A 26,544-nucleotide genomic window follows, 5' to 3' on the forward strand; every position below is an offset into this window, starting at 1 on the left:
ACGCCCTCGACGCCCGCCACCGGCAGGGTCACCACGTCCTGGCCGCCGACCGGGCCCTGGCGCACGCCCAGACCCGAACGGGTGTCCATCAGGCGCTTGGGGCCGAAGTTCGCCTGCTTCGCCCCGCCGCTCGCGGACGTGAAGTAGCCGGTGATGTCCGCGATCAGGTCGACGCTGCCGGAGTTGTTGAAGAAGCTGACCTTCCCGTCCACGACGGGCACGACCACCAGGTTCGGGATCGTGCGGCCGGGGGTGAAGTTCAGGTTCGAGGCGCTGGAGCGGGTCGTACCGCTGGGGTAGACCGACACGAAGCTCGACTCGGTCGGGTTCGTCGCGGTGACGTTGAGGACGACGGCGGTGACCGTGCCCGGCGCCGCTCCGGTGGCGGCGGCCACCGGCAGGGTGACGACGCCTTGGCCGCCGACCGGGCCCTGGCGCACGCCCAGACCCGAGCGGGTGTCCATCAGGCGCTTCGGGGCGAGGGGCACGAAGCCGGCGTCCTCGACGTCCGCCTGGACGGTGACGGCGAGGCTCGTGGAGACCTTGCCGTTGGCGGCGGTGGCCCGGACCTGGACCTGGTGGCTGCCCTGGGACACGATGGCGGTCGCCCGGCGGTCGCCCGCGCCGGTGACGGCGGCCTGCCGGCCGTCCACCAGGAGCTCGAACCGGTTCAGCCGGCCGCTGATCGTGCTGGTGGTCCAGTCGACCGTCAGGGCCGCGCCGGACGGGAGCGTGGCGCCCGGCTGGGCCGCCTTGCCGTTCACCGAGGCGATCTTCAGTTGGGCCGCGGGGCCCGACGTGCGGATCGAATCCAGCTGCGGGTAGAGCGAGTTGCCGGGGCACTCGGTGTTGAAGCCGTCCCGGTGACCCGAGACCGTCTTGAACGTGTACGTCTGCCCGGCGGTGAAGTTCTGGTGGTGGTGGTTGGCCTGGGTGGCGCCGGCGGTGAGCGTCGTGGTGCCGTTCATGTCGCCGTCGTACTGGCCGAGCTTGTAGGCCGCGACCTTGGATATGGACTCCAGGGCGGCGGCGGAGGCACCCGCGTTCGTGTAGTCGCCGAGTACGGAGACGCTCGTCGACTCGGAGTTCCAGCCGTAGGTGTGGGCGCCCAGGACGGGCTGGTCCACACCGCCCTGACGGCCCTCGAAGATCGTGCCGCACTTGTCGACGAGGAAGTTGTAGCCGACGTCGCGCCACTTGTTGGTGTTCACGTGGTAGACGTGGATGCTCCGCACGATGGCCGCGGACTCGGAGCACTCGTACGGCGCGGCGGCCGCGGTGTGGTGGACGAAGACCGCCTTGACCTTGGCGCCGGGCAGGTAGATCGGGCCCTCGTTGTTCAGGGACTCGTCGGCGCCCCACTGCACGCGCGAGACGACGTCCGGCCGCGGCGCCGTCGACTCGGGTCCCGGAGTGGTGGGAGGAGCGGCGGGGGCCGGCGGGACCGGGTCCGCGGCGAAGGCGGCCGGCCCGAGGCTCAGGTCGCCCTTCTTCTTGGCGGAGGCCCCGGCGCCCGGGTCCACCAGGGTCAGCTCCATGCCGGCGGGCAGAGCGGCGCCCTGGCCGGTCACCCGTACCTCGGCGCCGTCCGACGGGCCGACCCAGACGGGCTCGGTGGCGCCGCGCAGGCCCGGACGCTTGCCGTCGAGACCGGACTCGGCCTGCTCCAGGGTGACCCACTTCGACCACTTGCCGGAATCGGCGTCCCGGGTCCGGGCCTCGATGGCCCCCTTGACCTCGGCCTCGGGGTCCGTCCAGGACACTCCGAGGAGCCCGAAGGGTTCCGTGTCCCGCTGGGAGAGGACGGCCTCGTCGCTCCCCTTGGCCTGGAGGGCGAGCTTGTGCACCTCCCCCTCGACCGGGCCCTTCTCACGGGCGGGCGCGCTGTACGGCGACACCTCGTCCTCGCCGCTGAACACCCCCGTGCCGTTGGCGACGCCCTGGATGCCCAGGACCGCCACGGCGGCGAGCGCGGCGGCCATCGCCGTGCCGCGCACACGACCTATTCTCAAGTTGTCCCCAACCCCTATGACTTACCCACCGGGTAGCAGCACTGATCGCCGGGATCCTACTGGCTCGTAGTGACGGCGATCCGAGTGGGGCGGGTGACTCAGGGGTGACGGGAGTCGTACGTGGGTGCTATTCCACCGACTTGTCCTTGAACGGCGCCCGACGGCCGCAGATCGCGGGCCAGTCCGCGGCCACGATGTTGGCGCACCAGATCTTGCCGTCGTCCGCGAACTGCTTCCAGCGCTTGATCTGGAGGTCCTCACAGTCCTTGTTCGGCGCGAAGCGCGGGCACGTGCCGTCGGGCAGCTTGATGTCGTGCGCGCGCCAGGCGTCGAGACCCATGAGGTTGGTGTCCTCGTGCGTCGGCATGTAGCGGTTCGCCGACCAGGACGCCCCCATCGTGGCGAACAGCGCGACCGCGCACACCATGCCGGCCGAGAGCTGGCGGACCACCCGGCGCGGGACGACCCGCACCGACGGGTCGGCGGCGGACGGCCGCAGGGTCCGCTCGGTCCAGCCCGAGCCCCGCTGGACCGCGACCATCACGCCGAGGACGGCCAGGATCATCAGCGCGTACATGATGATCCAGGTGGTCCGCGGGAAGAGCTGGACCGCCTTGTCGTGCGCCATGTGCGAGGCGAACCAGAAGCGGGCCAGCCAGGCGCCCGCGAGGACGGCGGCGGCGGTGCGGACCATGATGTTCCGCATGCCCAGGCCCACGCCGAGGCCCACGCCGAGCAGGAGCAGCAGCGCGAAGCCGCTCTGGCCCGCCATCTCACCGGCGACCGGCCACTGGTGGTACTTGATGTACCCGGTCCGGTCGGAGATCCAGCCCAGGACGTACGCCGGGTCGACGTACACCCCGAGGTAGCCGTAGCGGTCCGGGGTCTGCGAGCCGAGCCGCGCCATCTGGTAGAGCAGCGGGGCGCCGATGATCCCGGCAGCGCCCAGGACGGACCCGACGAACAGGGCCGCCCGCTTGACCGCGGGGGCGCCGGCCCGCCACGGGAAGAGGAAGAGGAAGAGGACGGCGGCCCCGGGGGCGGCCCAGACGAACCAGCCGGAGTACCAGAGGAAGAGCACGCCGAAAATCAGGCCGAGGCCCGCCCCGCGCAGTACCAGGGACTTCGGGGTACGGCCGCCCGCACGGCGCAGCTCGCGGAAGCAGAACCCGAGGAGCGGCAGCAGCACGATCATCACGACGTGGCTGTACGGGCGGACCGGGTCGAGGAAGAGCACGGCGGCCGGGACGGCGATCAGCAGGGCCCAGAACGGGCGGAGCAGCAGGCGCCAGGACAGGTACGCCATCGGACCGACCAGGGCGCTGCAGATGATCTGGAGGTCGTGCAGGGCGAAGCCCGCCCCGCCGAGGCCGCCGTAGTGGACCTTGGCCCACAGTGCCATCAGCGCCGGGAACGCCGGCGGGTAGATGCCGGACATGCCCTCGCCGGAGAGGAACGAGTTGGCCATCTCCACCAGGACGCTCGGGTCGCCCTCCTGGCCGCCGAGCGGATGGGGCGTCCCGCGCAGCGCGACGACCACACCGCCCGCCACCACGCCGGTGGCCAGCCCGGCCAGGGCGGCGCAGACCAGGCGCTTGACGAGCTGGTGGCGCCGGGCCGAACCCCGGTAGGCGGTCCAGAGCAGCAGCCCGAGCAGCGGCAGACCGAGCACGGCCGCGTACAGCTGCAGCTTGGCGAGACCGCTGACCTGGCCGATGCGGTTCATCGGGTTGACGCCGATGTGCCTGCTCAGCAGCGTGTACCCGAGGGCCGCCACGACGGAGACCACGACCTCGGCCAACGCGAGGACCCGGCGCCGGGACAGCCGCGTACGCATCCGCGAGACGGACGAGGAGCTCTTGTCCTCCGCCGTCTCGGCGGGGACGTGCGCCGGGCCGCCCTCGCCGACTTCCTCGGGGGCCAGATGTGTCATCTCAGTCCGTTTCGTGGTGTGCGGGATCGCTCAGTTCTGCCCGGAGGTGAAGGCGTGCTTCGCCAGGGTGCGGGCGCCGTCGCGGTGCCCGCGGCGCAGTGCGCCCGGAAGCATGGTGAGCGCGTGCAGCCGCGAGGCGCTGTGGAAGCGCGCCGCGCGGGCCGCCTTGGGCCAGCCACGGGCGTCCATGCGCGCGGCCACGGCGGCGAAGTAGCGCTCGGCCTCGGTGAACCGGGTGCCGGAGAAGGCCTGCACCGAGGACTCGCTGACGGCGTGCCGACGGTACTGGAACACGGTGGTGGAGTGGTCGATCACCATCTGCTCACCGCCTTCGAGCAGGTCGACGACGAGCGCGAGGTCCTGGATGACCGAGTAGTCGTCCCGGAAGTTCACCTCGCGCAGGGCCTCGCCGCGCCAGGCGATGGACGGGAAGTACAGCCAGTTCCCGCGCAGCACGCTGGCGGCCAGTTCCTCGCCGCCCATCACCCTGCGGCCCTTGACCTGGGGTGCGTACAGCCGCTTCTTGGTGTTGTCCGCGAGGCCCTGGGTCACCCGGCCCTCGCCGTCGATGACGTCGACGCCGGGCTGGACCATGCCGATGCCGGGGTGGTCCTCGACGAGGGCGCGGACCGTCTCCAGGTAGTGCGGGTGCAGCAGGTCGTCGCAGCCCATGATGACCACGTAGTCGGCCTCGGAGAGCCGGACGCACTTCTGGAAGTTCTTGGTGATGCCGAGGTTCTGCTCGTTGCGGCTGTAGTGCACCCGCTTGTCGCCGAGCTGCTCGAACCAGCCCGGTACCTCCGCCTCCTTGCCGTCGTCGATGACGACGAGCCGGAAGTCCGGGTCGCTCTGCGCGAGGACGCTGCGCACGGCGTCCTGCATCAGCCGCACGTCCCCGTAGTAGGGGAGCATGAAGTCGAAGGTCACCATGGGGCGTCAGGCCTTCACGGAGTCACTGGCGGGCGCGGGCTCCGGGGCGGGCACCGGCTCCGGAGTGGGCGCGGTGGCCGAGGGCGCGGGCAGCACGGGGGCGGCCGCGTCCTGGGCCAGGCGCTCGTCGTTGTGCCGCATGCCCTCGTTGATCGCGACCGTCCGGGCCAGGTCGGTGATCTTCTTCTCCAGGGAGCGGAAGCGCAGGAAGGTGTTCAGGGTGAGGAAGCCCATCGCGAGCACCATCACGTAGAGCACCAGGTCGGTGCCGCGGCCGACGCCCAGCTGCTGGGCGAGCCAGGTGACGTCGGTCGGGCGGAGCACGGCGTACACGTTGACGACGACGAACACCGAGAACGCGATCCGCTTCCAGGCGCGGTTCTTCGCCTGGCCCCAGGTCCGTATGAACATCAGTGCCATGGACACGGAACCGAGGATCAGCAGCAGCTGGATCCAGAAGTACTTCATCGACGCCCACGCTCCCGCAGCGAAATGTCAAAAAGGATGTTGACGCCGTTGATCAGGGACTGACCCTTGGCGCGTGAGTAATCGGTGTAGAGGATGTCCACCGGTACCTCGGTGACGCGCAGCTCGGAGCCGGCCAGGAAGCCGACGAGCTCGGACGCGTGGGCCATGCCGTTCATGGTGATCTTCAACTGCTCGGCGGCTTCGCGGCCCAGGACCCGCAGGCCGTTGTGCGCGTCGGTGAGCTTGAGCTTGCGCGCGGTCGGGCTGACGGCGGCGGCCGTGCGCAGCACGACCTGCTTGATCCACGGCACCTGGCCGTTCTGCTCGATGAACCGGGAGCCGAGGACGACGTCGGCCTCGCCGGCGCGCAACACGGCGACCATGGTCTCGACGTCCTTGGTCTGGTGCTGGCCGTCCGCGTCGAAGGTCGCGAAGTACTGGGCACCGGGCTGCGCGAGCGCGTACGTCAGGCCCGTCTGCAGGGCGGCGCCCTGGCCCAGGTTGACCGGGTGCCGGACCAGGTGGGCGCCGGTGGAGGCGATGTGCTCGGCCGAGTCGTCGGTGCTGCCGTCGTCGACGACGACGATGTTGGGGAACGTCTTGCGGGCCCCCTCGACCACCTCGGCGATCACCTGGCCCTCGTTATAGGCCGGTATGACCAGCCAGACATCGTCGTATTGGGACACGGTAGCTCCAGCGGAATGTGGCACGAACGAGTGCTCGGCGATCGGTGTGGCGTCAGGGGCGGGCATCTTCATCTTCCGGTCGCACCGACACCCGGGCTGCCCGCGTCGGCCATCTGCCCGGGTCCTTCGGGGACCGCCGCGGCCGCTCCGGCAAAGCTCAGCCTCAGGGCTGCCAGCATAGCGAGCACGGTGGCGAGCGAACCGAGGGCGTAGGCAACGATCACACGCATGGCCACATCACCCGGTACGAGGGTGACGCCCACGAGCACGGCGGTGCCGACGGCCCAGCAGAGCAACTGCAGGTTGTGCCGTTTGAATACCATGAGCGCCTGTCCCAGCACCATCGCGAACATGTACGCAACGGTGCCGGCGGACAACAGGAAGAAGTGGAAGCAGCCGAGGACCGGTTGGGCGTCGAAGAGCACTCCGATCAGCCACGGCCCCAGCACGGTGGCGGGCACGCCGCCGAGCAGGCCGAGCAGCCCGACGACCACGCCGATCCGGCGCAGCATCGCCCAGAACGCGACGCGGTCGCCGGCCGTGAACGCGGCGCTGAGACCGTTCAGCAGCGACGCCTGCAGCGAGCCGAAGACGAAGAGCGGAACCCGCGCCAGGACCAGTGCGTTCAGCAGCGCCGCGATCAGCACGCTGTCGGTGGGGGCCAGCAGCTTGGTGCTCATCACGGCCGCGTTGACGACGACCTGGGACAGCAGGGTGGCGCAGATCAGCAGCCCGAGCCCGCCGTACAGCTCCCGCCAGGCGATCCGCTCGCCGGGCCCGACCGCGCGCAGCAGTGCGGGCAGGGTGACCAGGGTCGCGATGACCGGGGCGACGGCCAGGACCAGGCTGAACGCGAGGGCCGAGCGCAGGCCGCCCAGCGCGCAGCCGAAGGCGAGCGCGATCCTCAGGCCCCCGTCGACGGCGAGTTGGGTGCCGTACGCCCCGAAGAGGCCGAGGCCGGCGAGGACGCCGCGGGTGAGGTAGCAGACGGCCATGCCCGTGAACGCGCCGCCGAGCGCCGCGACCAGCCCGCGGTCGCCGCGGAACAGCAGGTCGGCGATCGGGCCCGCGCCGACGGCGAGCACCAGCAGGGTCGCGCCGAGCACCGCGGCCGTCAGCAGGGTGGCCCGGCGCAGCACGGGGGCCGCGCCGTGGCCGAGCACCGCGCGGGCGGAGACGATCCGGGTCAGTTCCTGCTCGATGGGGAAGAAGACGCCGATGCCGATGGACATGACGATCGTCCACAGCACGGAGACGTTGGCCATCTCCTCCGTGGACAGGCTGTGGCCGGCGACGCCCAGGTGGACGTACGAGGCCGCGCCGAGCACGACGGTGCCGCCGGCCACCGCGACGGTGCCCGGCGGCAGCGCCGCGGTCAGCTTGTTCAGCAGGGTTTTCATCCCGCTCGGCCGTCCCGGGCCGTACGGGACAGGGCGGTGAAGCCGGGGGTGGCGAGCGCCTCGGCCAGCTGGTCCCGCCAGTCGGGCAGCGGGGCGAGGCCCGCCGCGGCCCAGCGGTCGTGCGCGAGCACGCTGAACGACGGGCGGACGGCGGGACGCACGAAAGCGGCGGAGGTGGTGGGCCGGATGCGCTCCGGGTCGAGACCGCTGAGGCGGTAGCTCTCGCGGGCCAGTCCGAGCCAGGTGGTGCGGCCGCTCGCGGTGCCGTGGTAGACGCCGCCGGGGGCGCGGCCGTCGAGTGCGGCCAGGCCGAGCTCCACGAGCCGGCGGGCCAGCGCGTACGACCAGGTGGGCTGTCCGTGCTGGTCGTCGACGACGTCCAGGGTGTCCCGCTGGGCCGCGAGCTTCAGCATGGTGGCGACGAAGTTCGGCCCGTGCTCGCCGTAGAGCCAGGCCGTGCGGACCACGTACCCGTCCCGGGGCAGCAGTTCTGCCACGGCCCGCTCGCCGACCAGCTTGCTGCGGCCGTAGGCGTTGACGGGGCTGGTCGCGGCGTCCTCGGCGTAGGGCTGCGTGGCGTCTCCGGGCAGCACGTAGTCGGTGGAGACGTGCAGCAGGCGCGCCCCCGCCTCGGCGCAGGCCCCGGCGAGGACCCGTACGCCGGCGCCGTTGACGGCGGTGGCGGCGTCCTCGGCCGTCTCCGCCCCGTCGACGTCGGTCCAGGCGGCGCAGTTGACGACCACGTCGACGCCGCCGACCGCGGCGCGGACGGCGGCCGGGTCAGTGATGTCGAGGTCGGCGCGGCCCAGGCCGGTGGCCTTGATGCCCGCGTCGGCCAGCACGGCCAGGACGTCCTGGCCGAGCATGCCCGCGGCGCCCGTGACGAGCCAGCGCGTGGCCCCGGAGTCGGCGGTCACTTCTGCAGCGCCGCCTTCGCCTTGAGCGGCTCCCACCAGGCGCGGTTCTCGCGGTACCAGTCGACGGTGGCCTTGATGCCGTCCTCGAAGGTGACCTGCGGGGCGTAGCCGAGCTCCGCGCCGATCTTGCTGATGTCGATGGAGTAGCGCAGGTCGTGGCCCTTGCGGTCCTGGACCCTCTCGACCATGTCCCAGCCCAGGCCCGCCGCTTCCAGCAGGACGCCGGTGAGCTCCTTGTTGGTGAGCTCGGTGCCGCCGCCGATGTTGTAGACCTCGCCGGCCCGGCCCTTGCGCATGGCCAGGTCGATGCCCCGGCAGTGGTCGGAGACGTGCAGCCAGTCGCGGACGTTGCCGCCGTCGCCGTACAGCGGGACCTTCTTGCCGTCCATCAGGTTCGAGACGAACAGCGGGATGACCTTCTCCGGGAACTGGTAGTGCCCGTAGTTGTTGGAGCAGCGCGTGACCACCACGTCCATGCCGTGGGTGCGGTGGTAGGCCAGCGCCAGCAGGTCGGACGACGCCTTCGAGGCGGAGTACGGGGAGTTGGGCACCAGCGGCCACTCCTCGGTCCAGGAGCCCTCGCTGATCGAGCCGTACACCTCGTCGGTGGAGATGTGCACGAAGCGGCCGACGCCGTGCTTGCGGGCGGCGTCCAGGAGGACCTGGGTACCGACGACGTTGGTCAGGACGAACGGGCCGGCGCCGGCGATCGAGCGGTCCACGTGGGACTCGGCGGCGAAGTGCACGATGACGTCGTGGCCGGGCATCACCTGGTCGACGGCCTCGGCGTCGCAGATGTCGCCCTGGACGAAGCGGTAACCGGGGTGATCGGCGACCGGAGCCAGATTGGCCTCGACGCCGGAGTAGGTCAGCTTGTCGAAGACGGTGATCTGCGCCGCGGCATCTGCGCCGAGCTGCTGGCGGACGAATTCTGAACCGATGAAGCCGGCGCCGCCGGTCACGAGGATGCGCATAATACGAAGAGTCTAGCGGTCCGCCGAACGTCACATGCCCTGAGCTCGGCTCGGTCCCGGGCTCTCGCATAGGGTTCTCCCCATGCGTGGAATCCTCTTGGCCGGTGGCACCGGATCGCGACTCTGGCCGCTGACCCGGGCAGTCTCGAAGCAGCTGCTGCCCGTCTTCGACAAGCCGATGATCTATTACCCCCTCTCCACCCTGGTGATGGCGGGGATCAGTGAGATCCTGATCATCACCACTCCGGAAGACCGCGACCAGTTCGAGCGGTTGCTCGGCGACGGTTCGCAGTTCGGCCTGCGGCTGGAGTACGCCGTCCAGGAGCGCCCGGAGGGCATCGCCCAGGCCTTCGTCCTCGGCGCCGACTTCATCGGCGACGAGTCCGTCGCGCTGATCCTCGGCGACAACATCTTCCACGGCAGTGGCCTCGGCACCCGCCTGGCCCAGCACACCGGCGCCAAGGGCGGCCGGGTGTTCGCGTACCCCGTGGCCGACCCGACGGCGTACGGCGTCGTCGAGTTCGACGAGAAGGGCCAGGCCATCTCCATCGAGGAGAAGCCGGTCCGGCCCAAGTCGCGCTACGCCGTGCCGGGCCTGTACTTCTATGACAACCGCGTCGTGGAGATAGCCCGGGAGCTGAAGCCCAGCGCCCGCGGCGAGCTGGAGATCACCGCCGTCAACGACGCCTACCTCCAGGCCGGCGAGCTGAACGTGACCATCCTCGACCGCGGTACCGCATGGCTCGACACCGGCACCTTCGTCTCGATGGTGCAGGCCTCGGAGTTCGTCCGCGTGATCGAGGAGCGCCAGGGCTTCAAGATCGGCTGCATCGAGGAAGCGGTCTGGCGGGCCGGCCTGATCGACTCGGCCCAACTGCGCGAGCTGGCCGAACCGCTCGTCAAGAGCGGATACGGCGACTACCTGCTGACCCTGCTCGACGAGGAGGGCTCCCGATGAAGTTCCGCGAACTCTCCATCGGCGGCGCCTTCGAGGTCACGCCGCAGCTGCACGGCGACCCGCGCGGCCTGTTCACCGAGTGGTACCGCTTCGACCGGCTGGCCGAGGTCGTCGGCCACCCGCTGAACCTGGCGCAGGCCAACCTCTCGGTCTCCTCGCGCGGCGTGGTCCGCGGCATCCACTTCGCGGACGTACCGCGCGGCCAGGCCAAGTACGTGACCTGCGTGCGCGGCGCCGTGCTCGACGTCATCGTGGACCTGCGGGTCGGCTCCCCGACCTTCGGCCGGTGGGAGGGCGTCCGCCTCGACGACGTGGACCGCCGCGCGGTCTACATCCCCGAGGGCCTCGGCCACGGGTTCTGCGCGCTGTCCGACGACGCCACGCTCTCGTACCTCTGCTCGGAGGCGTACAACCCGACCGGCGAGCACTCGGTCCACCCGCTCGACGCCGACCTGGGCATCGAGTGGCCGGCCGACGTCCCGCTGCTGTCCGCCCGCGACGAGGCGGCTCCGACGCTGGCCGACGCGATCGCGACCGGCCTGCTGCCCGACTACGCCGTCTGCAACGAGTTCACCGAGTCGCTGCGCGTGCGCTGACCCGCCGCCGTCACGCGGAAGAGGGCCGCACCCCGTCGGGGGTGCGGCCCTCTTCCCGTGCCCGGGCCCGTACGCGCGGCGCCGGGCGACGCCGAAGGGCCCCGCCCCACCGCCGAAGCGGTGGACCGGGGCCCTCCAGTGGAACGGGTGCTCGCGAACGAGCTACCGGGTCAGAGCACGAAATTACTTCGTGATCTTGGTGACCTGGCCGGCGCCCACGGTACGACCACCCTCACGGATGGCGAACTTCAGGCCCTCCTCCATGGCGATCGGCTGGATCAGCGCGACCGACATCTCGGTGTTGTCGCCCGGCATGACCATCTCCGTGCCGGCCGGCAGGGTGACAACACCCGTGACGTCCGTGGTACGGAAGTAGAACTGCGGGCGGTAGTTGTTGAAGAACGGGGTGTGACGGCCACCCTCGTCCTTCGACAGGATGTAGGCCTGGGCCTCGAACTCGGTGTGCGGCGTGACCGAACCGGGCTTGATGATGACCTGGCCGCGCTCGACGTCCTCGCGCTTGATGCCACGGAGGAGCAGACCGACGTTCTCGCCCGCCTGGCCCTCGTCGAGCAGCTTGCGGAACATCTCGATACCGGTGACCGTGGTGGTGGTCTTCTCTTCCTTGATACCGATGATGTCGACGGTCTCGTTGACCTTCAGGACACCACGCTCGATACGGCCGGTGACGACCGTACCGCGACCGGTGATCGTGAAGACGTCCTCGACGGGCATGAGGAACGGCTTGTCGGTGTCACGCGGCGGGGTCGGGATGGCCTCGTCGACGGCAGCCATGAGGCCGAGAAGCTTCTCGCCCCACTCCTTGTCGCCTTCGAGCGCCTTCAGCGCGGAGACGCGAACGACCGGCAGGTCGTCGCCCGGGAACTCGTACTCGGAGAGCAGCTCGCGGACCTCGAGCTCGACGAGCTCCAGGATCTCCTCGTCGTCCACCATGTCGGCCTTGTTCAGCGCGACGACGATGTAGGGGACGCCGACCTGGCGGGCCAGGAGCACGTGCTCCTTGGTCTGCGGCATCGGGCCGTCGGTGGCGGCGACCACGAGGATCGCGCCGTCCATCTGCGCGGCACCGGTGATCATGTTCTTGATGTAGTCGGCGTGACCCGGGCAGTCGACGTGGGCGTAGTGACGCGCCTCGGTCTGGTACTCGACGTGCGCGATGGAGATGGTGATACCGCGCTGGCGCTCCTCGGGAGCCTTGTCGATCTGGTCGAAGGCCGAGGCCTCGTTCAGGTCCGGGTACGCGTCGTGCAGCACCTTGGTAATGGCGGCCGTGAGGGTCGTCTTACCGTGGTCAATGTGACCGATGGTGCCGATGTTGACGTGCGGCTTAGTCCGCTCGAACTTCGCCTTCGCCACGGGGTCCTCCTGGAGAGTGGTTCTGTACGCCTTACTCATCGGCGCCAGGTGATCTTTGCTGGAAAGCCGGTTCCTCGGGGCAGCGAGAGTGTTGCTCCTGCTGCCCCAGAGGCTCCGGTGACAAGCCTAAAGCGTGTACTCGGAAGAGTTACTCGCCCTTGGCCTTCGCGATGATCTCCTCAGCGACGTTCCGGGGAACCTCGGCGTAGGAGTCGAACTGCATCGAGTAGCTGGCGCGACCCGAGGTCTTGCTGCGGAGGTCTCCGACGTAGCCGAACATCTCCGAAAGGGGCACGAGGCCCTTCACGACGCGAGCACCGTGACGCTCCTCCATGGCCTGGATCTGGCCACGGCGGGAGTTGATGTCACCGATGACGTCACCCATGTAGTCCTCGGGCGTGGTGACCTCTACGGCCATCATCGGCTCAAGGAGCACGGGAGAAGCCTTGCGCGCGGCCTCCTTGAAGGCCTGCGAGCCGGCGATCTTGAACGCGAGCTCGGAGGAGTCGACCTCGTGGTAGCCACCGTCGAGAAGCGTGACGCGGACGCCCGTCATCTCGTAGCCCGCCAGGATGCCGAACTGCATGGCCTCCTGCGCACCGGCGTCGACCGAAGGGATGTACTCCTTCGGGACGCGGCCGCCGGTGACCTTGTTCACGAACTCGTACGCCGGACCGTCGGTCTCGGTGATGGGCTCGATCGCGATCTGCACCTTGGCGAACTGACCGGTACCACCGGTCTGCTTCTTGTGGGTGTAGTCGTGACGCTCGACGGCCTTGCGGATCGTCTCGCGGTACGCGACCTGCGGCTTGCCGACGTTGGCCTCGACCTTGAACTCGCGCTTCATACGGTCGACCAGCACCTCGAGGTGCAGCTCGCCCATACCGCCGAGGATGGTCTGGCCGGTCTCCTCGTCCGAGTGAACGTGGAAGGAGGGGTCCTCCTCCGCGAGACGCTGGATGGCGACACCCAGCTTCTCCTGGTCACCCTTGGACTTGGGCTCGATGGCGACCTGGATGACCGGAGCCGGGAAGTCCATGGACTCCAGGATCACGGGCAGCTTGTCGTCGCACAGCGTCTCACCGGTGGTGGTCTGCTTCAGGCCCATGACGGCGACGATGTCACCGGCGCCCACCGACGCGATCTCCTCACGCTTGTTCGCGTGCATGCGGTAGATCTTGCCGATGCGCTCCTTCTTGCCCTTGACGGAGTTCAGCACCGCAGTGCCGGCCTCCAGGCGGCCCGAGTAAACCCGGACGAAGGTGAGCTTGCCGAGGTGCGGGTCGCTCATGATCTTGAACGCCAGAGCCGCGAGCGGCTCCTCGTCGGAAGGCTTGCGCTTCACGACGAGCTCGGCGTCGCGGACGTCGTGGCCTTCGATGGCCTCGATGTCCAGCGGCGACGGCAGGTAGCGGACGACGGCGTCGAGCAGGGGCTGAACGCCCTTGTTCTTGAACGCCGTGCCACAGAACACCGCGGTGATCGTGGGCTCGCCCTTGCCCTTGCCGGAGTTCAGGATGATCCGACGGACGGCGGCGTGCAGCTGCTCCACGGACGGCTCGTCGCCGTTCAGGAAGAGCTCCATGATCTCGTCGTCGTTCTCGGCGACGGTCTCGACCAGCTTCGCGCGCCACTCTTCAGCGGCCTCGGTGTGCGTGGCCGGGATGTCGACGATGTCGTACATCTCGCCCTTGGTCGCCTCGGCGGACCAGACGAACGCCTTCATGGTGACCAGGTCGACAACGCCCTGGAAGTCCATCTCGGCGCCGATGGGGAGCTGCATGACGATCGGAACCGCACCGAGGCGGTCCTTGATCATGTCGACGCAGCGGTGGAACTCGGCGCCGGTGCGGTCCAGCTTGTTGACGAAGCAGATGCGCGGGACGCCGTAACGGTCGGCCTGACGCCACACCGTCTCCGACTGCGGCTCCACACCGGCGACACCGTCGAACACGGTGACGGCACCGTCGAGGACGCGGAGCGAACGCTCCACCTCGACGGTGAAGTCCACGTGACCGGGGGTGTCGATGATGTTGATGGTGTGGTCGACGTCCTCGAGCGGCCAGTGGCAGGTCGTCGCGGCGGACGTGATCGTGATGCCGCGCTCCTGCTCCTGCTCCATCCAGTCCATCGTGGCAGCGCCGTCGTGGACTTCACCGATCTTGTACGACACACCGGTGTAGAACAGGATGCGCTCGGTGGTGGTCGTCTTGCCCGCGTCGATGTGAGCCATGATGCCGATGTTGCGCACCTTGGCCAGGTCAAGCGAAGTGGTAGCCATATCGGCTCAGTCTTCTCTCGGTCTCGATGGGGGTTGGGACTACCAGCGGTAGTGCGCGAAGGCCTTGTTGGACTCGGCCATCTTGTGCGTGTCCTCGCGCTTCTTGACGGCAGCGCCAAGACCGTTGGAGGCGTCGAGCAGCTCGTTCATGAGGCGCTCGGTCATGGTCTTCTCACGACGGGCGCGGGAGTAACCCACGAGCCAGCGGAGGGCCAGGGTCGACTGGCGACCCGGCTTGACCTCGACGGGGACCTGGTAGGTCGCGCCACCGACACGGCGGGACTTGACCTCAAGCGACGGCTTGACGTTCTCCAGCGCGCGCTTCAGCGTGATGACCGGGTCGTTGCCGGTCTTCTCGCGGAGGCCTTCCATGGCGCCGTAAACGATGCGCTCGGCGGTGGAGCGCTTGCCGTTCAGGAGGATCTTGTTGATGAGCGACGTCACCAGAGGAGATGCGTAGACCGGGTCGATGATGACCGGGCGCTTCGGGGCGGGGCCCTTACGAGGCATTCTTACTTCTCCTTCTTGGCGCCGTAGCGGCTGCGGGCCTGCTTGCGGTTCTTGACAGCCTGGGTGTCAAGCGCACCGCGGATGATCTTGTAACGAACACCCGGCAGGTCCTTCACACGGCCACCACGCACGAGCACGATCGAGTGCTCCTGCAGGTTGTGTCCCTCACCCGGAATGTAAGCGGTGACCTCGATGCCGGAGGTCAGACGCACACGCGCGACCTTACGGAGCGCCGAGTTCGGCTTCTTCGGGGTGGTCGTGAACACACGCGTGCAGACGCCGCGACGCTGGGGCGAAGCCTCGAGCGCGGGGGTCTTTGTCTTCTCGACCTTGTCCTGCCGGCCCTTACGGACCAGCTGCTGGATCGTAGGCACTACTTCTCCGGTTTCTGTGTGCCGTGTAGTGAAACTAACCTGGAACTCGCCCGACCCACGCGGTCGGGTGTGTCGGATACTGCACGCCTTCACCGAAGTGAGAGAGGCGCAGATCGCGGTGTGGTCTTCTCGGCTCTCCGCGGGGTCTGACGCACACGCGGGAGCCCAGGGCACACCCCAGGCACAAGGTCAGAGCGTACCTACCTCACAGAGGTAGGTCAAAACAAATGCCCAGCACGAAAACACGCCGGGCGCAAGCGGGGCGTACGAGACCGCGCCGGCGCCGGGGCGGGGGCGACGGCCGGATCATCCGGCTCGCCCGGCCGCGCGCCCCGTCGACCGCCGGCGCGCCGCCGCGGGCCCGGCGAGGGCTGGGCGGGGTTCTCGGCGGGGGCCGGGGGGAGACCGGGCGGGGTTCTCGGCCGGGGCCTGGCGAGGACTGAGCGGGGGTCTGCGGCCGAGGCCGGCGGGGCTCTCGGCGGAAGCCGGGCGGGGTTCTCGGCCGGGGCCCGGCGAGGACCGAGCGGGTTTGCGGCCGGGGCCGGCGGGATTCTCGACGGGCCCCGCGGAAGCCGGGCGGGGTTCTCGGCCGGGGCCCGGCGAGGACTGAGCGGGGGTTTGCGGCCGGGGCCGGCAGGGCTCTCGGCCCGGGCCCGGCGGAGGCGATCACGCTCCCGGCCCCGCTCCGTGCCCCGCCGCCGGTCGGCTCCTCCCCGGCCTCCCCCGCCCCCGGCGCGTCGGCAGGAGGCCACCTCGCCCGGGGGCGGCGGTTCACCCGCCCTGCTGGTGCGGCGCGGCGACCGGACGGACCGCCGACCCGCCGACCCCGCCTCCCCCCGGCCGGACTCCTGGCGCGCTCCCGCCGGAGCCCCGGCCGGCGGGCCGCGCCGGCGTCCGTCTCCGCCGCCGCCCCCGTCCCGGCGCGTCAACTCGGCGCCCGGCAGCCCCCTTTCGCGCCCCCGGACCCGCCCGCCACCGGCGGGCCGCTCCGCCGCGGCGACCTAAACTGGAGGCTTGCCCGGCGCCGCCGCGTACAGATCGACCCGCCGCGCATCCGAGCAACCGACCAGCAGGGAGCAGGACATTGGGGACCGTGGCACCGGAACAGACCACAGTCGACACCCAACTCCCCTATACCCGAAGGTCGTTGGCCTCGCGCCGGTTCACCCGGACGCGCGGGCCGCTGCTCGCCTTCCTCGTCACGGCGACCGCGTTCTGCGCGGCCTGGGTGGCCCGGGGCACCTTCCCCTTCGGCAACACCGGCCGGGCCGTCAACGACCAGGCCAACCAGTACGTACCCTTCCACCGCGCCCTGTGGGACCTCGTGCACGGCGAGGCCGCCGGCGACCTCCTCTTCACCTGGCGCGGCGGATTCGGCCAGCAGTTCCTGTCCGACTACTACACGTACCTCGGCAACCCCTTCTCCTGGCTGGCCGTCCTCGTCCCCCGCGCCCACGTCGACCTCGCCGTCTTCGCGATCACCCCGATCACGATGGGCACCGCCGCCGCGGTGATGACGGTGTACCTCGGCAAGCTGCTCCCCGGCCCCTGGTGGCAGCGGGGCGTGCTCGGCGCCTGCTACGGGCTCTGCGGCTGGGCGCTCTCCGACGCCTCGTACATCCCCATGTGGCTGTGGGGCCTGGTCGCGCTCCCGCTGCTCGGCATCGCCGTGGAGTGGTGCCTGGAGGAGCGCCGCTGGCCCGGGGTGGCCCTGCTGGTCGCTCTCGCCTGGTTCGGGAACTTCTACACCGCGATGATGGCCACGATGGCCGCCTGCGTCCTGCTCGCCGTCCGCCTCGCCACCCGCGACATGTCGGGCGGCCAACGCCTGCGCGCGCTGTGGCGCGCGGCGACGGCCGCCGGGACCGGCATCCTGCTCACCCTGCCGCTCCTGCTGCCCTCGTTCCTGTCCAGCGGCGCCGCCCAGCCCACCGGGGCCGCCGCCTTCGACCCGGTGCGGATCGAGATCTTCCTCTCCGGCATGCTCCCGGCCACCCACCTGTGGGGCGGCCGGCCCCGGCTCTACGTCGCCTCGCTCGGCCTGATCCTGGCCGGGTCCTTCCTCCTCAACACCGCCGTCGCGAAGCGGACCCGCATGGTGTGGGCCGCCGCGATCCTGCTCGTCGCCGCCTCCTTCCAGTTCCCGCCCACCCAGTACGTGTGGCACGGCCTGGCGGTGCCGAACGGCAACCCGTACCGCGAGGCCTTCGTCTTCAGCGGGATGCTGGTGGTCGTGGCCTGGCTGTCCCTGGCCCACCGCCCCCGCCCGGCGCACCTCGCCCTGGTCACCGGGCTGCTGGTCGCGGCCACCTTCGTACTCCGGGGCACCAACGACTTCGGCGGCGCGACCTGGCCCGCCGTGCTGGGCGGCGGGGCGGTCTCCCTACTGGCGCTGGTCCTGCTCGCCCTCGGCGAGGAACGCCGGTACCTGGTCCCGGTCGCGGCCGTCCTCATGGTCGGCGTCGTCCTCGCCGAGTCCACGGCGGCCGCCGCCAACGCGGACGCACGCCGCGCGCGCGAGCGCTGGGCGCAGCCCGTCGCCACCTCGAACCGCTCGGTGAACGAGCACTTCGACGCCGTCCGGAGCGTGGCCGGCTGGCCCGCCTACCGGACCGACTCGGGCGCGCCGCAGACCTCGTACAACGACGCCCTCGCCCTGCGCGCGGAAGGGCCGCAGTACTACAGCAGCTACCTGCCCGAGGCCACGTACCGGGCCCTGGAGCCCCTCGGCCACGGCTACAAGAACGACGGGCGGACCATCTTCGGCGCCGACAACCCGGTGCTCGACGCGATCTTCTCCATCGGCGCGCGGGTCCGCCCGGGCGCCGCACCGGGCAGCTGGACGGGGACGAGGTTCCCCGCTCCCCCGCTGGTCACCGTCCGCACCGCCCCGTACACCTCGCCCAACCCGGCGGACAGCGTCTACGCCCGCCAGGAGAACGTCCTGGGCGCCACCGTCTACCGGGTCCCCGAGGTCACCCGCGGCGGCACCCCCACCGAGCAGACGTACGCCGCCGACTGCGCCCCCGGCTCCGAGGCCTTCTGGTACTCCCCCGCCCTCTACGGCACCCTGCGCGCCGGCCCCGCGAGCACGGTGCTGGAGGACCTGGTGACCGGCGTCGTCCCGCTGGGCCCGGTCCCGGCCTCGGGACGGGTCGAGGTCACCGTGGAGACCCGCACCCAGGGCGCCACCGCCGGCGACCACCCGCTCGGCTGCCTGGACCGACCGGCCCTCGACACGGCCGTGCGCCACCTCACCACCACCGGCGCCACCTCGGTGGAGGTCGGCGGCCACAGCATCGACGCCGCCCTCCCCGCGCACGCCGGCGGCACGGCGGTCATCGCCGCGACCGCCGTCCCCGGCTGGCGGTGCTCGGCCCCCGTGAAGCCCTTCCACGGCCTCCTGGCCGTGGACCTCGCCCCGGGCACGGACAGGGTGTCCTGCACCTTCACCCCCAGGGGTCTCGCGCCGGGCCTGGCCGGAGGCGCCCTCGGCCTGCTGGTCCTCCTCGCGGCCGCCGTGGGCGCGCGCCGCCGCCGCGCCTGACCCGCCCCGGCAACGAAAAGGCCCCCCGCCGCTCCTCTCGGAGCGGCGGGGGGCTTCTTCTTACGAGTCTCAGCCGTTGTACGGGCCGTAGTCGTAGTCCTCCAGCGGGACAGCCTGGCCGGAGCCGGTGCCGAAGGGCGAGTAGTCGATGTCGTCGTAACCGACGGCCGAGTACATCGCGGCCTTGGCCTCCTCGGTGGGCTCCACCCGGATGTTGCGGTAGCGGGCGAGGCCCGTACCGGCCGGGATGAGCTTACCGATGATGACGTTCTCCTTGAGGCCGATCAGGGAGTCGGACTTGGCGTTGATCGCCGCGTCCGTCAGAACCCTGGTCGTCTCCTGGAAGGACGCCGCCGACAGCCACGACTCGGTGGCGAGCGAGGCCTTGGTGATACCCATCAGCTGCGGACGGCCGGAGGCGGGGTGACCGCCCTCGGTGACCACACGACGGTTCTCGGTCTCGAACTTCGACCGCTCGACGAGCTCGCCCGGCAGGAGCTCCGCGTCGCCGGACTCGATGATCGTCACGCGGCGCAGCATCTGCCGGATGATGATCTCGATGTGCTTGTCGTGGATCGACACGCCCTGCGAGTTGTAGACCTTCTGGACTTCGCCGACCAGGTGGACCTGGACCGCACGCTGGCCGAGGATGCGCAGCACGTCGTGCGGGTTGGTGGCACCCGCGGTGAGCTTCTGGCCCACCTCGACGTGGTCGCCCTCGTGCACGACGACCTTGGCGCGCTTCGAGATCGGGAACGCCGTCTCGTCGCTGCCGTCGTCGGGCGTGATGACGATCTTCTTCGTCTTCTCGGTCTCCTCGATCCGCACGCGGCCGGCGGCCTCGGAGATCGGGGCGACACCCTTCGGGGTACGGGCCTCGAAGAGCTCGACGACACGCGGCAGACCCTGCGTGATGTCGTCACCGGCCACACCACCGGTGTGGAAGGTACGCATCGTCAGCTGGGTACCGGGCTCACCGATGGACTGGGCGGCGATGATGCCGACCGCCTCACCGATGTCGACCAGCTTGCCGGTGGCGAGGGAGCGTCCGTAGCAGAAGGCACAGGTGCCGACCGCGGACTCGCAGGTCAGGACCGAACGGGTCTTGACCTCCTCGACGCCGTTGGCGACCAGGGCGTCGATCAGCACGTCACCGAGGTCGACGTTGGCCGGCGCGATGACCTTGCCGTCGATGACGACGTCCTCGGCCAGCATGCGGGCGTAGATCGAGGTCTCGACGTCGTCGGCCTTGCGCAGCGCGCCGTCCTCGCCGCGAACGGCGATCTTCAGCTTCAGACCGCGCTCGGTGCCGCAGTCCTCCTCGCGGATGATGACGTCCTGCGAGACGTCCACCAGACGACGGGTGAGGTAACCCGAGTCGGCGGTACGCAGGGCGGTGTCCGCCAGACCCTTACGGGCACCGTGCGTGGAGATGAAGTACTCCAGAACGGTGAGGCCCTCACGGAAGGACGCCTTGATCGGACGCGGGATGGTCTCGTTCTTCGCGTTCGACACCAGACCGCGCATACCGGCGATCTGCCGCATCTGCATCATGTTTCCTCGGGCACCCGAGTCAACCATCATGAAGATGGGGTTCGTCTTGGGGAAGTTCGCGTTCATCGCCTCGGCAACCTCGTTGGTCGCCTTGGTCCAGATCGCGATGAGCTCCTGCGTGCGCTCGTCCTTGGTGATCAGACCGCGCTCGTACTGCTTCTGGACCTTCTCGTCCATCGCCTCGTAGCCCGCGACGATGGCCTTCTTGGCCTCGGGCACGACGACGTCGGAGATGGCCACGGTGACGCCCGAACGGGTCGCCCAGTGGAAGCCGGCCGCCTTCAGGTTGTCGAGCGTCGCCGCCACGATGACCTTGGGGTAGCGCTCCGCCAGGTCGTTGACGATCTCGGAGAGCTGCTTCTTGCCCACCGAGTAGTCGACGAACGGGTAGTCCTCGGGCAGCAGCTCGTTGAAGAGCGCGCGACCCAGGGTCGTCCGCAGACGGAAGCTGTCGCCCGGCTGGAACTCCTGCTCACCCTCCTCGGCGACCGGCGGCACCCAGCCGCGCGGCGGGATGGTGCCCACCGGGAAGCGGATGTCGACGGACGACTGGAGCGCGAGCTCACCGTTGTCGAACGCCATGGTCGCCTCGGCCGTGGAGCCGAACGCACGGCCCTCGCCCTTGACGTCACGGAGCTCACCGTCGGTGGTCAGGAAGAACAGACCGAGGACCATGTCCTGGGTCGGCATCGTGACCGGACGGCCGTCGGCCGGCTTGAGGATGTTGTTCGAGGACAGCATCAGGATGCGGGCCTCGGCCTGCGCCTCCGCGGAGAGCGGCAGGTGCACGGCCATCTGGTCACCGTCGAAGTCCGCGTTGAACGCGGTGCAGACGAGCGGGTGGATCTGGATGGCCTTGCCTTCGACCAGCTGGGGCTCGAAGGCCTGGATGCCGAGGCGGTGCAGCGTGGGCGCACGGTTCAGCAGGACCGGGTGCTCGGCGATGACCTCTTCGAGCACGTCGTAGACGACCGTGCGGCCGCGCTCGACCATGCGCTTCGCCGACTTGATGTTCTGCGCGTGGTTCAGGTCCACCAGGCGCTTCATCACGAACGGCTTGAAGAGCTCCAGCGCCATGGCCTTGGGCAGACCGCACTGGTGCAGCTTCAGCTGCGGGCCGACGACGATCACGGAACGCGCGGAGTAGTCCACGCGCTTGCCGAGGAGGTTCTGGCGGAATCGACCCTGCTTGCCCTTCAGCATGTCGCTGAGGGACTTCAGGGGGCGGTTGCCGGGACCGGTCACCGGACGACCACGACGACCGTTGTCGAAGAGGGCGTCGACGGCCTCCTGGAGCATGCGCTTCTCGTTGTTCACGATGATCTCGGGGGCACCGAGGTCGAGAAGGCGCTTCAGGCGGTTGTTGCGGTTGATCACACGGCGGTACAGGTCGTTCAGGTCGGAGGTCGCGAAGCGGCCGCCGTCCAGCTGCACCATCGGACGGAGGTCCGGCGGGATGACCGGCACGCAGTCCAGAACCATGCCCTTGGGCTTGTTGCTGGTCTGCAGGAACGCGGAGACGACCTTGAGGCGCTTGAGCGCACGGGTCTTCTTCTGGCCCTTGCCGGTACGGATGATCTCGCGGAGGCGCTCGGCCTCCTCCTCCAGGTCGAAGGACTCCAGACGCTTCTGCAGCGCGGCGGCGCCCATGCAGCCGTCGAAGTACGTGCCGAAGCGGTCACGCAGCTCGCGGTACAGGAGCTCGTCGCCCTCCAGGTCCTGGACCTTGAGGTTCTTGAAGCGGGCCCACACCTCGTCGAGGCGGTCGATCTCGCGCTGCGCGCGGTCACGGAGCTGCTTCATCTCGCGCTCGGCGCCCTCGCGCACCTTGCGGCGCACGTCGGCCTTCGCGCCCTCGGCCTCCAGCTCGCCGAGGTCGGTCTCCAGCTTCTTGGCCCGGCCTTCGAGGTCCGCGTCACGGCGGTTCTCGATCTGCTGGCGCTCGACGGAGACGTGGGCCTCCAGCGACGGGAGGTCGCGGGTGCGGCGCTCGTCGTCCACGAACGTGATCATGTACGCGGCGAAGTAGATGACCTTTTCAAGGTCCTTCGGCGCGAGGTCCAGCAGGTATCCGAGGCGCGACGGGACGCCCTTGAAGTACCAGATGTGGGTGACGGGAGCGGCGAGCTCGATGTGGCCCATCCGCTCGCGGCGCACCTTGGCGCGCGTGACTTCGACGCCACAGCGCTCACAGATGATGCCCTTGAAGCGGACACGCTTGTACTTGCCGCAGTAGCACTCCCAGTCCCGGGTAGGACCGAAGATCTTCTCGCAGAAGAGTCCGTCCTTCTCGGGCTTGAGGGTGCGGTAGTTGATGGTCTCCGGCTTCTTGACCTCGCCGTGGGACCAGGTTCGGATGTCGTCCGCGGTGGCAAGGCCGATCCGCAGCTCGTCGAAGAAGTTGACGTCGAGCACTGTGCGTCAATCCCTCTTTCGGGGTCGAGTCTCAATCATGGTCTGAACGGTCCCGGGGATGACGGGGGGCTCACTCAGGAGCCCCCCATCAGGCCCGTCAGACCTCTTCGACGCTGCTCGGCTCGCGCCGGGACAGGTCGATACCGAGCTCCTCCGCCGCGCGGAAGACGTCCTCGTCGGTGTCGCGCATCTCGATGGACATGCCGTCCGAGGACAGCACCTCCACGTTGAGGCAGAGCGACTGCATTTCCTTGATGAGCACCTTGAAGGACTCGGGAATGCCCGGCTCGGGGATGTTCTCGCCCTTGACGATGGCCTCGTAGACCTTCACGCGGCCGGTCACGTCGTCGGACTTGATGGTCAGCAGTTCCTGGAGGGCGTAAGCGGCGCCATAAGCCTCCAGCGCCCACACCTCCATCTCACCGAAGCGCTGGCCACCGAACTGCGCCTTACCACCCAGCGGCTGCTGCGTGATCATCGAGTACGGACCGGTCGACCGAGCGTGGAGCTTGTCGTCGACCAGGTGGTGGAGCTTGAGGATGTACATGTACCCGATGGAGATCGGGTCCGGGAACGGCTCACCGGAGCGGCCGTCGAACAGACGCGCCTTGCCGGACGGAAGCACCAGGCGGTCGCCGTCGCGGTTCGGGATGGTGTGCTCGAAGAGGCCGGCGAGCTCGTCCTCACGGGCGCCGTCGAACACCGGGGTGGCGACGTTGGTACCGGGCGCGACCTTGTCGGCACCGATGACCTTCAGACGCTCGGCCCAGTCCTCGGCCAGGCCGGAGACGTCCCAGCCGCGGCTGGCGAGCCAGCCGAGGTGGATCTCCAGGACCTGTCCCGGGTTCATTCGGGACGGGACACCCAGCGGGTTGAGGATGATGTCGACCGGCGTGCCGTCTTCCAGGAAGGGCATGTCCTCGATCGGAAGGATCTTGGAGATGACGCCCTTGTTGCCGTGGCGGCCGGCGAGCTTGTCGCCGTCGGTGATCTTGCGCTTCTGGGCGACGTAGACGCGGACCAGCTGGTTCACGCCCGGGGGAAGCTCGTCGCCCTCCTCGCGGTCGAAGACGCGGACACCGATGACCTTGCCGATCTCACCGTGAGGGACCTTGAGCGAGGTGTCACGCACCTCGCGGGCCTTCTCACCGAAGATCGCGCGGAGCAGGCGCTCCTCCGGGGTCAGCTCGGTCTCGCCCTTGGGCGTGACCTTGCCGACCAGGATGTCGCCCGCGACGACGTCCGCACCGATGCGGATGATGCCGCGCTCGTCGAGGTCCGCGAGGACCTCCTCGGAGACGTTCGGGATGTCCCGGGTGATCTCCTCGGGGCCGAGCTTGGTGTCACGGGCGTCGACCTCGTGCTCCTCGATGTGGATCGAGGAGAGGACGTCGTCCTGCACGAGGCGCTGCGACAGGATGATCGCGTCCTCGTAGTTGTGACCCTCCCACGGCATGAACGCGACGAGCAGGTTCTTGCCGAGGGCCATCTCGCCCTCTTCGGTCGCCGGTCCGTCGGCGAGGACCTGGGACTCGATGATCCGGTCGCCCTCGTTGACGATGACCTTCTGGTTGACCGAGGTGCCCTGGTTCGAGCGGGAGAACTTCGCGACGCGGTACGTGGTGTACGTGCCGTCGTCGTTGGCGACGGTGATGTAGTCGGCCGAGACCTCCTGGACGACACCGTCCTTCTCCGCGCGGATCGAGTCACCGGCGTCGACCGCACAGCGGTACTCCATGCCGGTGCCGACGAGCGGCGCCTCCGCCTTGATGAGCGGAACGGCCTGGCGCATCATGTTCGCGCCCATGAGGGCGCGGTTGGCGTCGTCGTGCTCCAGGAAGGGGATCATCGCGGTCGCGACGGACACCATCTGGCGCGGGGAGACGTCCATGTAGTCGACGTCGTCGCCGGCGATGTAGTCGATCTCGCCGCCACGGCGGCGGACCAGCACGCGGGCCTCGGTGAAGCGCATGTCGTCGGACAGGCCGGCGTTGGCCTGGGCGATGACGAAGCGGTCTTCCTCGTCGGCGGTCAGGTAGTCGACCTCGTCGGTGACGACACCGTCGATGACCTTGCGGTACGGGGTCTCGACGAAACCGAACGCGTTGACGCGACCGTAGGACGCGAGCGAGCCGATCAGACCGATGTTCGGGCCTTCGGGGGTCTCGATCGGGCACATGCGGCCGTAGTGCGACGGGTGGACGTCACGGACCTCGAAGCCGGCCCGCTCACGGGACAGACCGCCGGGGCCCAGCGCCGACAGGCGGCGCTTGTGGGTCAGGCCCGAGAGCGGGTTGTTCTGGTCCATGAACTGGGACAGCTGGCTGGTGCCGAAGAACTCCTTGATGGAGGCGACGACCGGCCGGATGTTGATCAGGGTCTGCGGCGTGATCGCCTCGACGTCCTGGGTCGTCATGCGCTCGCGGACGACGCGCTCCATACGAGCCAGACCCGTGCGGACCTGGTTCTGGATGAGCTCGCCGACGTTGCGCAGACGACGGTTGCCGAAGTGGTCGATGTCATCGGTCTCGACCACGATCGAACGGCCGGACTCGCCGGTCGTCTCGGTCTCGCCGGCGTGCAGCTTGACCAGGTACTTGATCGTCGCGATGACGTCGTCCGTGGTGAGCACACCGGCGTCGAGCGGCTCGTCGGCGCCGAGCTTCTTGTTCACCTTGTAGCGGCCGACCTTCGCGAGGTCGTAGCGCTTGGGGTTGAAGTAGAGGTTCTCGAGCAGCGTCTGAGCGGCCTCGCGGGTCGGCGGCTCGCCCGGGCGCAGCTTGCGGTAGATGTCGAGCAGCGCGTCGTCCTGACCCTGGGTGTGGTCCTTCTCCAGGGTGGCGCGCATGGACTCGTACTCGCCGAACTCCTCAAGGATCTGCTCGGTGGTCCAGCCGAGAGCCTTCAGGAGGACGGTGACGGACTGCTTGCGCTTGCGGTCGATGCGGACACCGACCATGTCGCGCTTGTCGATCTCCATCTCCAGCCAGGCACCCCGGGACGGGATGATCTTGGCGGAGAAGATGTCCTTGTCGGACGTCTTGTCGATGGAGGAGTCGAAGTAGACACCGGGGGAACGGACGAGCTGCGACACCACGACACGCTCGGTGCCGTTGATGACGAAGGTGCCCTTGTTGGTCATGAGCGGGAAATCGCCCATGAAGACCGTCTGAGACTTGATCTCTCCGGTCTCGTTGTTCGTGAACTCGGCAGTGACGAACAGCGGAGCCGCGTACGTGAAGTCGCGCTCCTTGCACTCGTCGACGGAGTTCTTCGCCGGCTCGAAACGGTGGTCGCGGAAGGTCAGCGACATCGACCCGGAGAAGTCCTCGATCGGCGAGATCTCCTCGAAGATCTCTTCCAGACCGGACTTGGTGGGGACGTCCTGTCCACTCTCAAGAGCCGACTCGACGCGGGACTTCCAGGCAGCGTTGCCGAGCAGCCAGTCAAAGCTCTCGGTCTGCAGCGCCAGGAGGTTCGGAACCTCGAGGGGCTCCTTGATCTTTGCAAAGGAGATGCGCAGCGGGGCGGTGCTGGCACCGTTGTTCGTATTGGTCGAGGCGTTGCGCGAGGCGGCCAAGAGGGGGTCCTTCCGAGGGCTCGGACTCACTA

17 protein-coding genes are annotated in these 26,544 nt (G+C 69.3%); 3 read left to right on the forward strand and 14 right to left on the reverse strand.

Translation table 11 applies throughout. From position 1 onward, the window contains the following. The 8 genes from ACWFQ8_RS03035 to rfbB form a co-directional block, all read right to left on the reverse strand. Positions 1-1,997 (reverse strand): peptidoglycan recognition protein family protein (locus ACWFQ8_RS03035; RefSeq protein ID WP_453784420.1); only part of this gene is annotated, 1,997 nt, incomplete at its 3' end. Positions 1,998-2,139: 142 nt separating this feature from the next. Further along, the gene (locus ACWFQ8_RS03040; protein ID WP_453784421.1) at positions 2,140-3,945 is read right to left on the reverse strand and encodes a hypothetical protein; all 1,806 of its coding nucleotides are present in this window, start codon (positions 3,943-3,945) and stop codon (positions 2,140-2,142) included. Between the two features lie 30 nt (positions 3,946-3,975). After that, positions 3,976-4,875, reverse strand: coding sequence for a glycosyltransferase family 2 protein (locus ACWFQ8_RS03045; RefSeq protein WP_453784422.1), 900 nt, complete (start codon positions 4,873-4,875; stop codon positions 3,976-3,978). 6 nt (positions 4,876-4,881) lie between these two features. Beyond that, positions 4,882-5,343 carry a DUF2304 family protein gene (locus ACWFQ8_RS03050; RefSeq protein ID WP_453784423.1) on the reverse strand — a complete coding sequence of 154 codons (462 nt, stop codon included), beginning with the start codon at positions 5,341-5,343 and terminating at the stop codon, positions 4,882-4,884. Continuing rightward, positions 5,340-6,029, reverse strand: a complete 690-nt coding sequence (locus ACWFQ8_RS03055) for a glycosyltransferase family 2 protein (RefSeq protein WP_453784424.1) — start codon at positions 6,027-6,029, stop codon at positions 5,340-5,342. The genes ACWFQ8_RS03050 and ACWFQ8_RS03055 overlap by 4 nt, the downstream gene beginning before the upstream one ends. A gap of 68 nt (positions 6,030-6,097) precedes the next feature. Further along, positions 6,098-7,429 (reverse strand): hypothetical protein, encoded by a 1,332-nt coding sequence (locus ACWFQ8_RS03060; RefSeq protein ID WP_453784425.1) that lies wholly within the window; start codon positions 7,427-7,429, stop codon positions 6,098-6,100. Then, a complete protein-coding gene (rfbD, locus tag ACWFQ8_RS03065) occupies positions 7,426-8,346 on the reverse strand; it encodes a dTDP-4-dehydrorhamnose reductase (RefSeq protein WP_453784426.1) in 921 nt (306 codons plus the stop codon). Before rfbD ends, ACWFQ8_RS03060 begins: the two co-directional genes overlap by 4 nt. Next, positions 8,343-9,320, reverse strand: a complete 978-nt coding sequence (gene rfbB, locus ACWFQ8_RS03070) for a dTDP-glucose 4,6-dehydratase (protein WP_453784427.1) — start codon at positions 9,318-9,320, stop codon at positions 8,343-8,345. The genes rfbD and rfbB overlap by 4 nt, the downstream gene beginning before the upstream one ends. A gap of 82 nt (positions 9,321-9,402) precedes the next feature. Here rfbB and rfbA point away from each other — a divergent pair, with 82 nt between their 5' ends. Then, the gene (gene rfbA, locus ACWFQ8_RS03075) at positions 9,403-10,278 is read left to right on the forward strand and encodes a glucose-1-phosphate thymidylyltransferase RfbA (protein ID WP_453784428.1); all 876 of its coding nucleotides are present in this window, start codon (positions 9,403-9,405) and stop codon (positions 10,276-10,278) included. Continuing rightward, a complete protein-coding gene (gene rfbC / locus ACWFQ8_RS03080; protein ID WP_453784429.1) occupies positions 10,275-10,874 on the forward strand; it encodes a dTDP-4-dehydrorhamnose 3,5-epimerase in 600 nt (199 codons plus the stop codon). The genes rfbA and rfbC overlap by 4 nt, the downstream gene beginning before the upstream one ends. A 183-nt stretch (positions 10,875-11,057) precedes the next feature. Here the strand turns inward: rfbC and tuf are convergent, their stop codons facing one another. The 4 genes from tuf to rpsL form a co-directional block, all read right to left on the reverse strand. Further along, positions 11,058-12,251, reverse strand: coding sequence for an elongation factor Tu (gene tuf, locus ACWFQ8_RS03085; protein WP_453784430.1), 1,194 nt, complete (start codon positions 12,249-12,251; stop codon positions 11,058-11,060). A gap of 148 nt (positions 12,252-12,399) precedes the next feature. Beyond that, a complete protein-coding gene (fusA, locus tag ACWFQ8_RS03090) occupies positions 12,400-14,532 on the reverse strand; it encodes an elongation factor G (RefSeq protein ID WP_453784431.1) in 2,133 nt (710 codons plus the stop codon). 39 nt (positions 14,533-14,571) lie between these two features. Continuing rightward, the gene (rpsG, locus tag ACWFQ8_RS03095; protein ID WP_007265894.1) at positions 14,572-15,042 is read right to left on the reverse strand and encodes a 30S ribosomal protein S7; all 471 of its coding nucleotides are present in this window, start codon (positions 15,040-15,042) and stop codon (positions 14,572-14,574) included. 2 nt (positions 15,043-15,044) lie between these two features. Then, entirely contained in the window at positions 15,045-15,416 is a 372-nt protein-coding gene (gene rpsL, locus ACWFQ8_RS03100; RefSeq protein WP_007265893.1) for a 30S ribosomal protein S12, read from the reverse strand. Positions 15,417-16,509: 1,093 nt separating this feature from the next. Between rpsL and ACWFQ8_RS03105 the strand changes: the two genes are divergently transcribed. Beyond that, positions 16,510-18,963: a YfhO family protein gene (locus ACWFQ8_RS03105; protein WP_453784432.1), complete on the forward strand. Its 2,454-nt coding sequence runs from the start codon at positions 16,510-16,512 to the stop codon at positions 18,961-18,963. A 69-nt stretch (positions 18,964-19,032) separates the two neighbouring features. Here ACWFQ8_RS03105 and ACWFQ8_RS03110 read toward each other — a convergent pair whose 3' ends face one another. Together ACWFQ8_RS03110 and rpoB are read right to left on the reverse strand one after the other, a co-directional pair. Continuing rightward, positions 19,033-22,932: a DNA-directed RNA polymerase subunit beta' gene (locus ACWFQ8_RS03110; RefSeq protein WP_453784433.1), complete on the reverse strand. Its 3,900-nt coding sequence runs from the start codon at positions 22,930-22,932 to the stop codon at positions 19,033-19,035. A 97-nt stretch (positions 22,933-23,029) separates the two neighbouring features. Beyond that, positions 23,030-26,512 (reverse strand): DNA-directed RNA polymerase subunit beta, encoded by a 3,483-nt coding sequence (rpoB, locus tag ACWFQ8_RS03115; protein ID WP_453784434.1) that lies wholly within the window; start codon positions 26,510-26,512, stop codon positions 23,030-23,032. Positions 26,513-26,544: the final 32 nt, after the last annotated feature.

Source organism: Streptomyces sp. NPDC055254 (assembly GCF_053606025.1).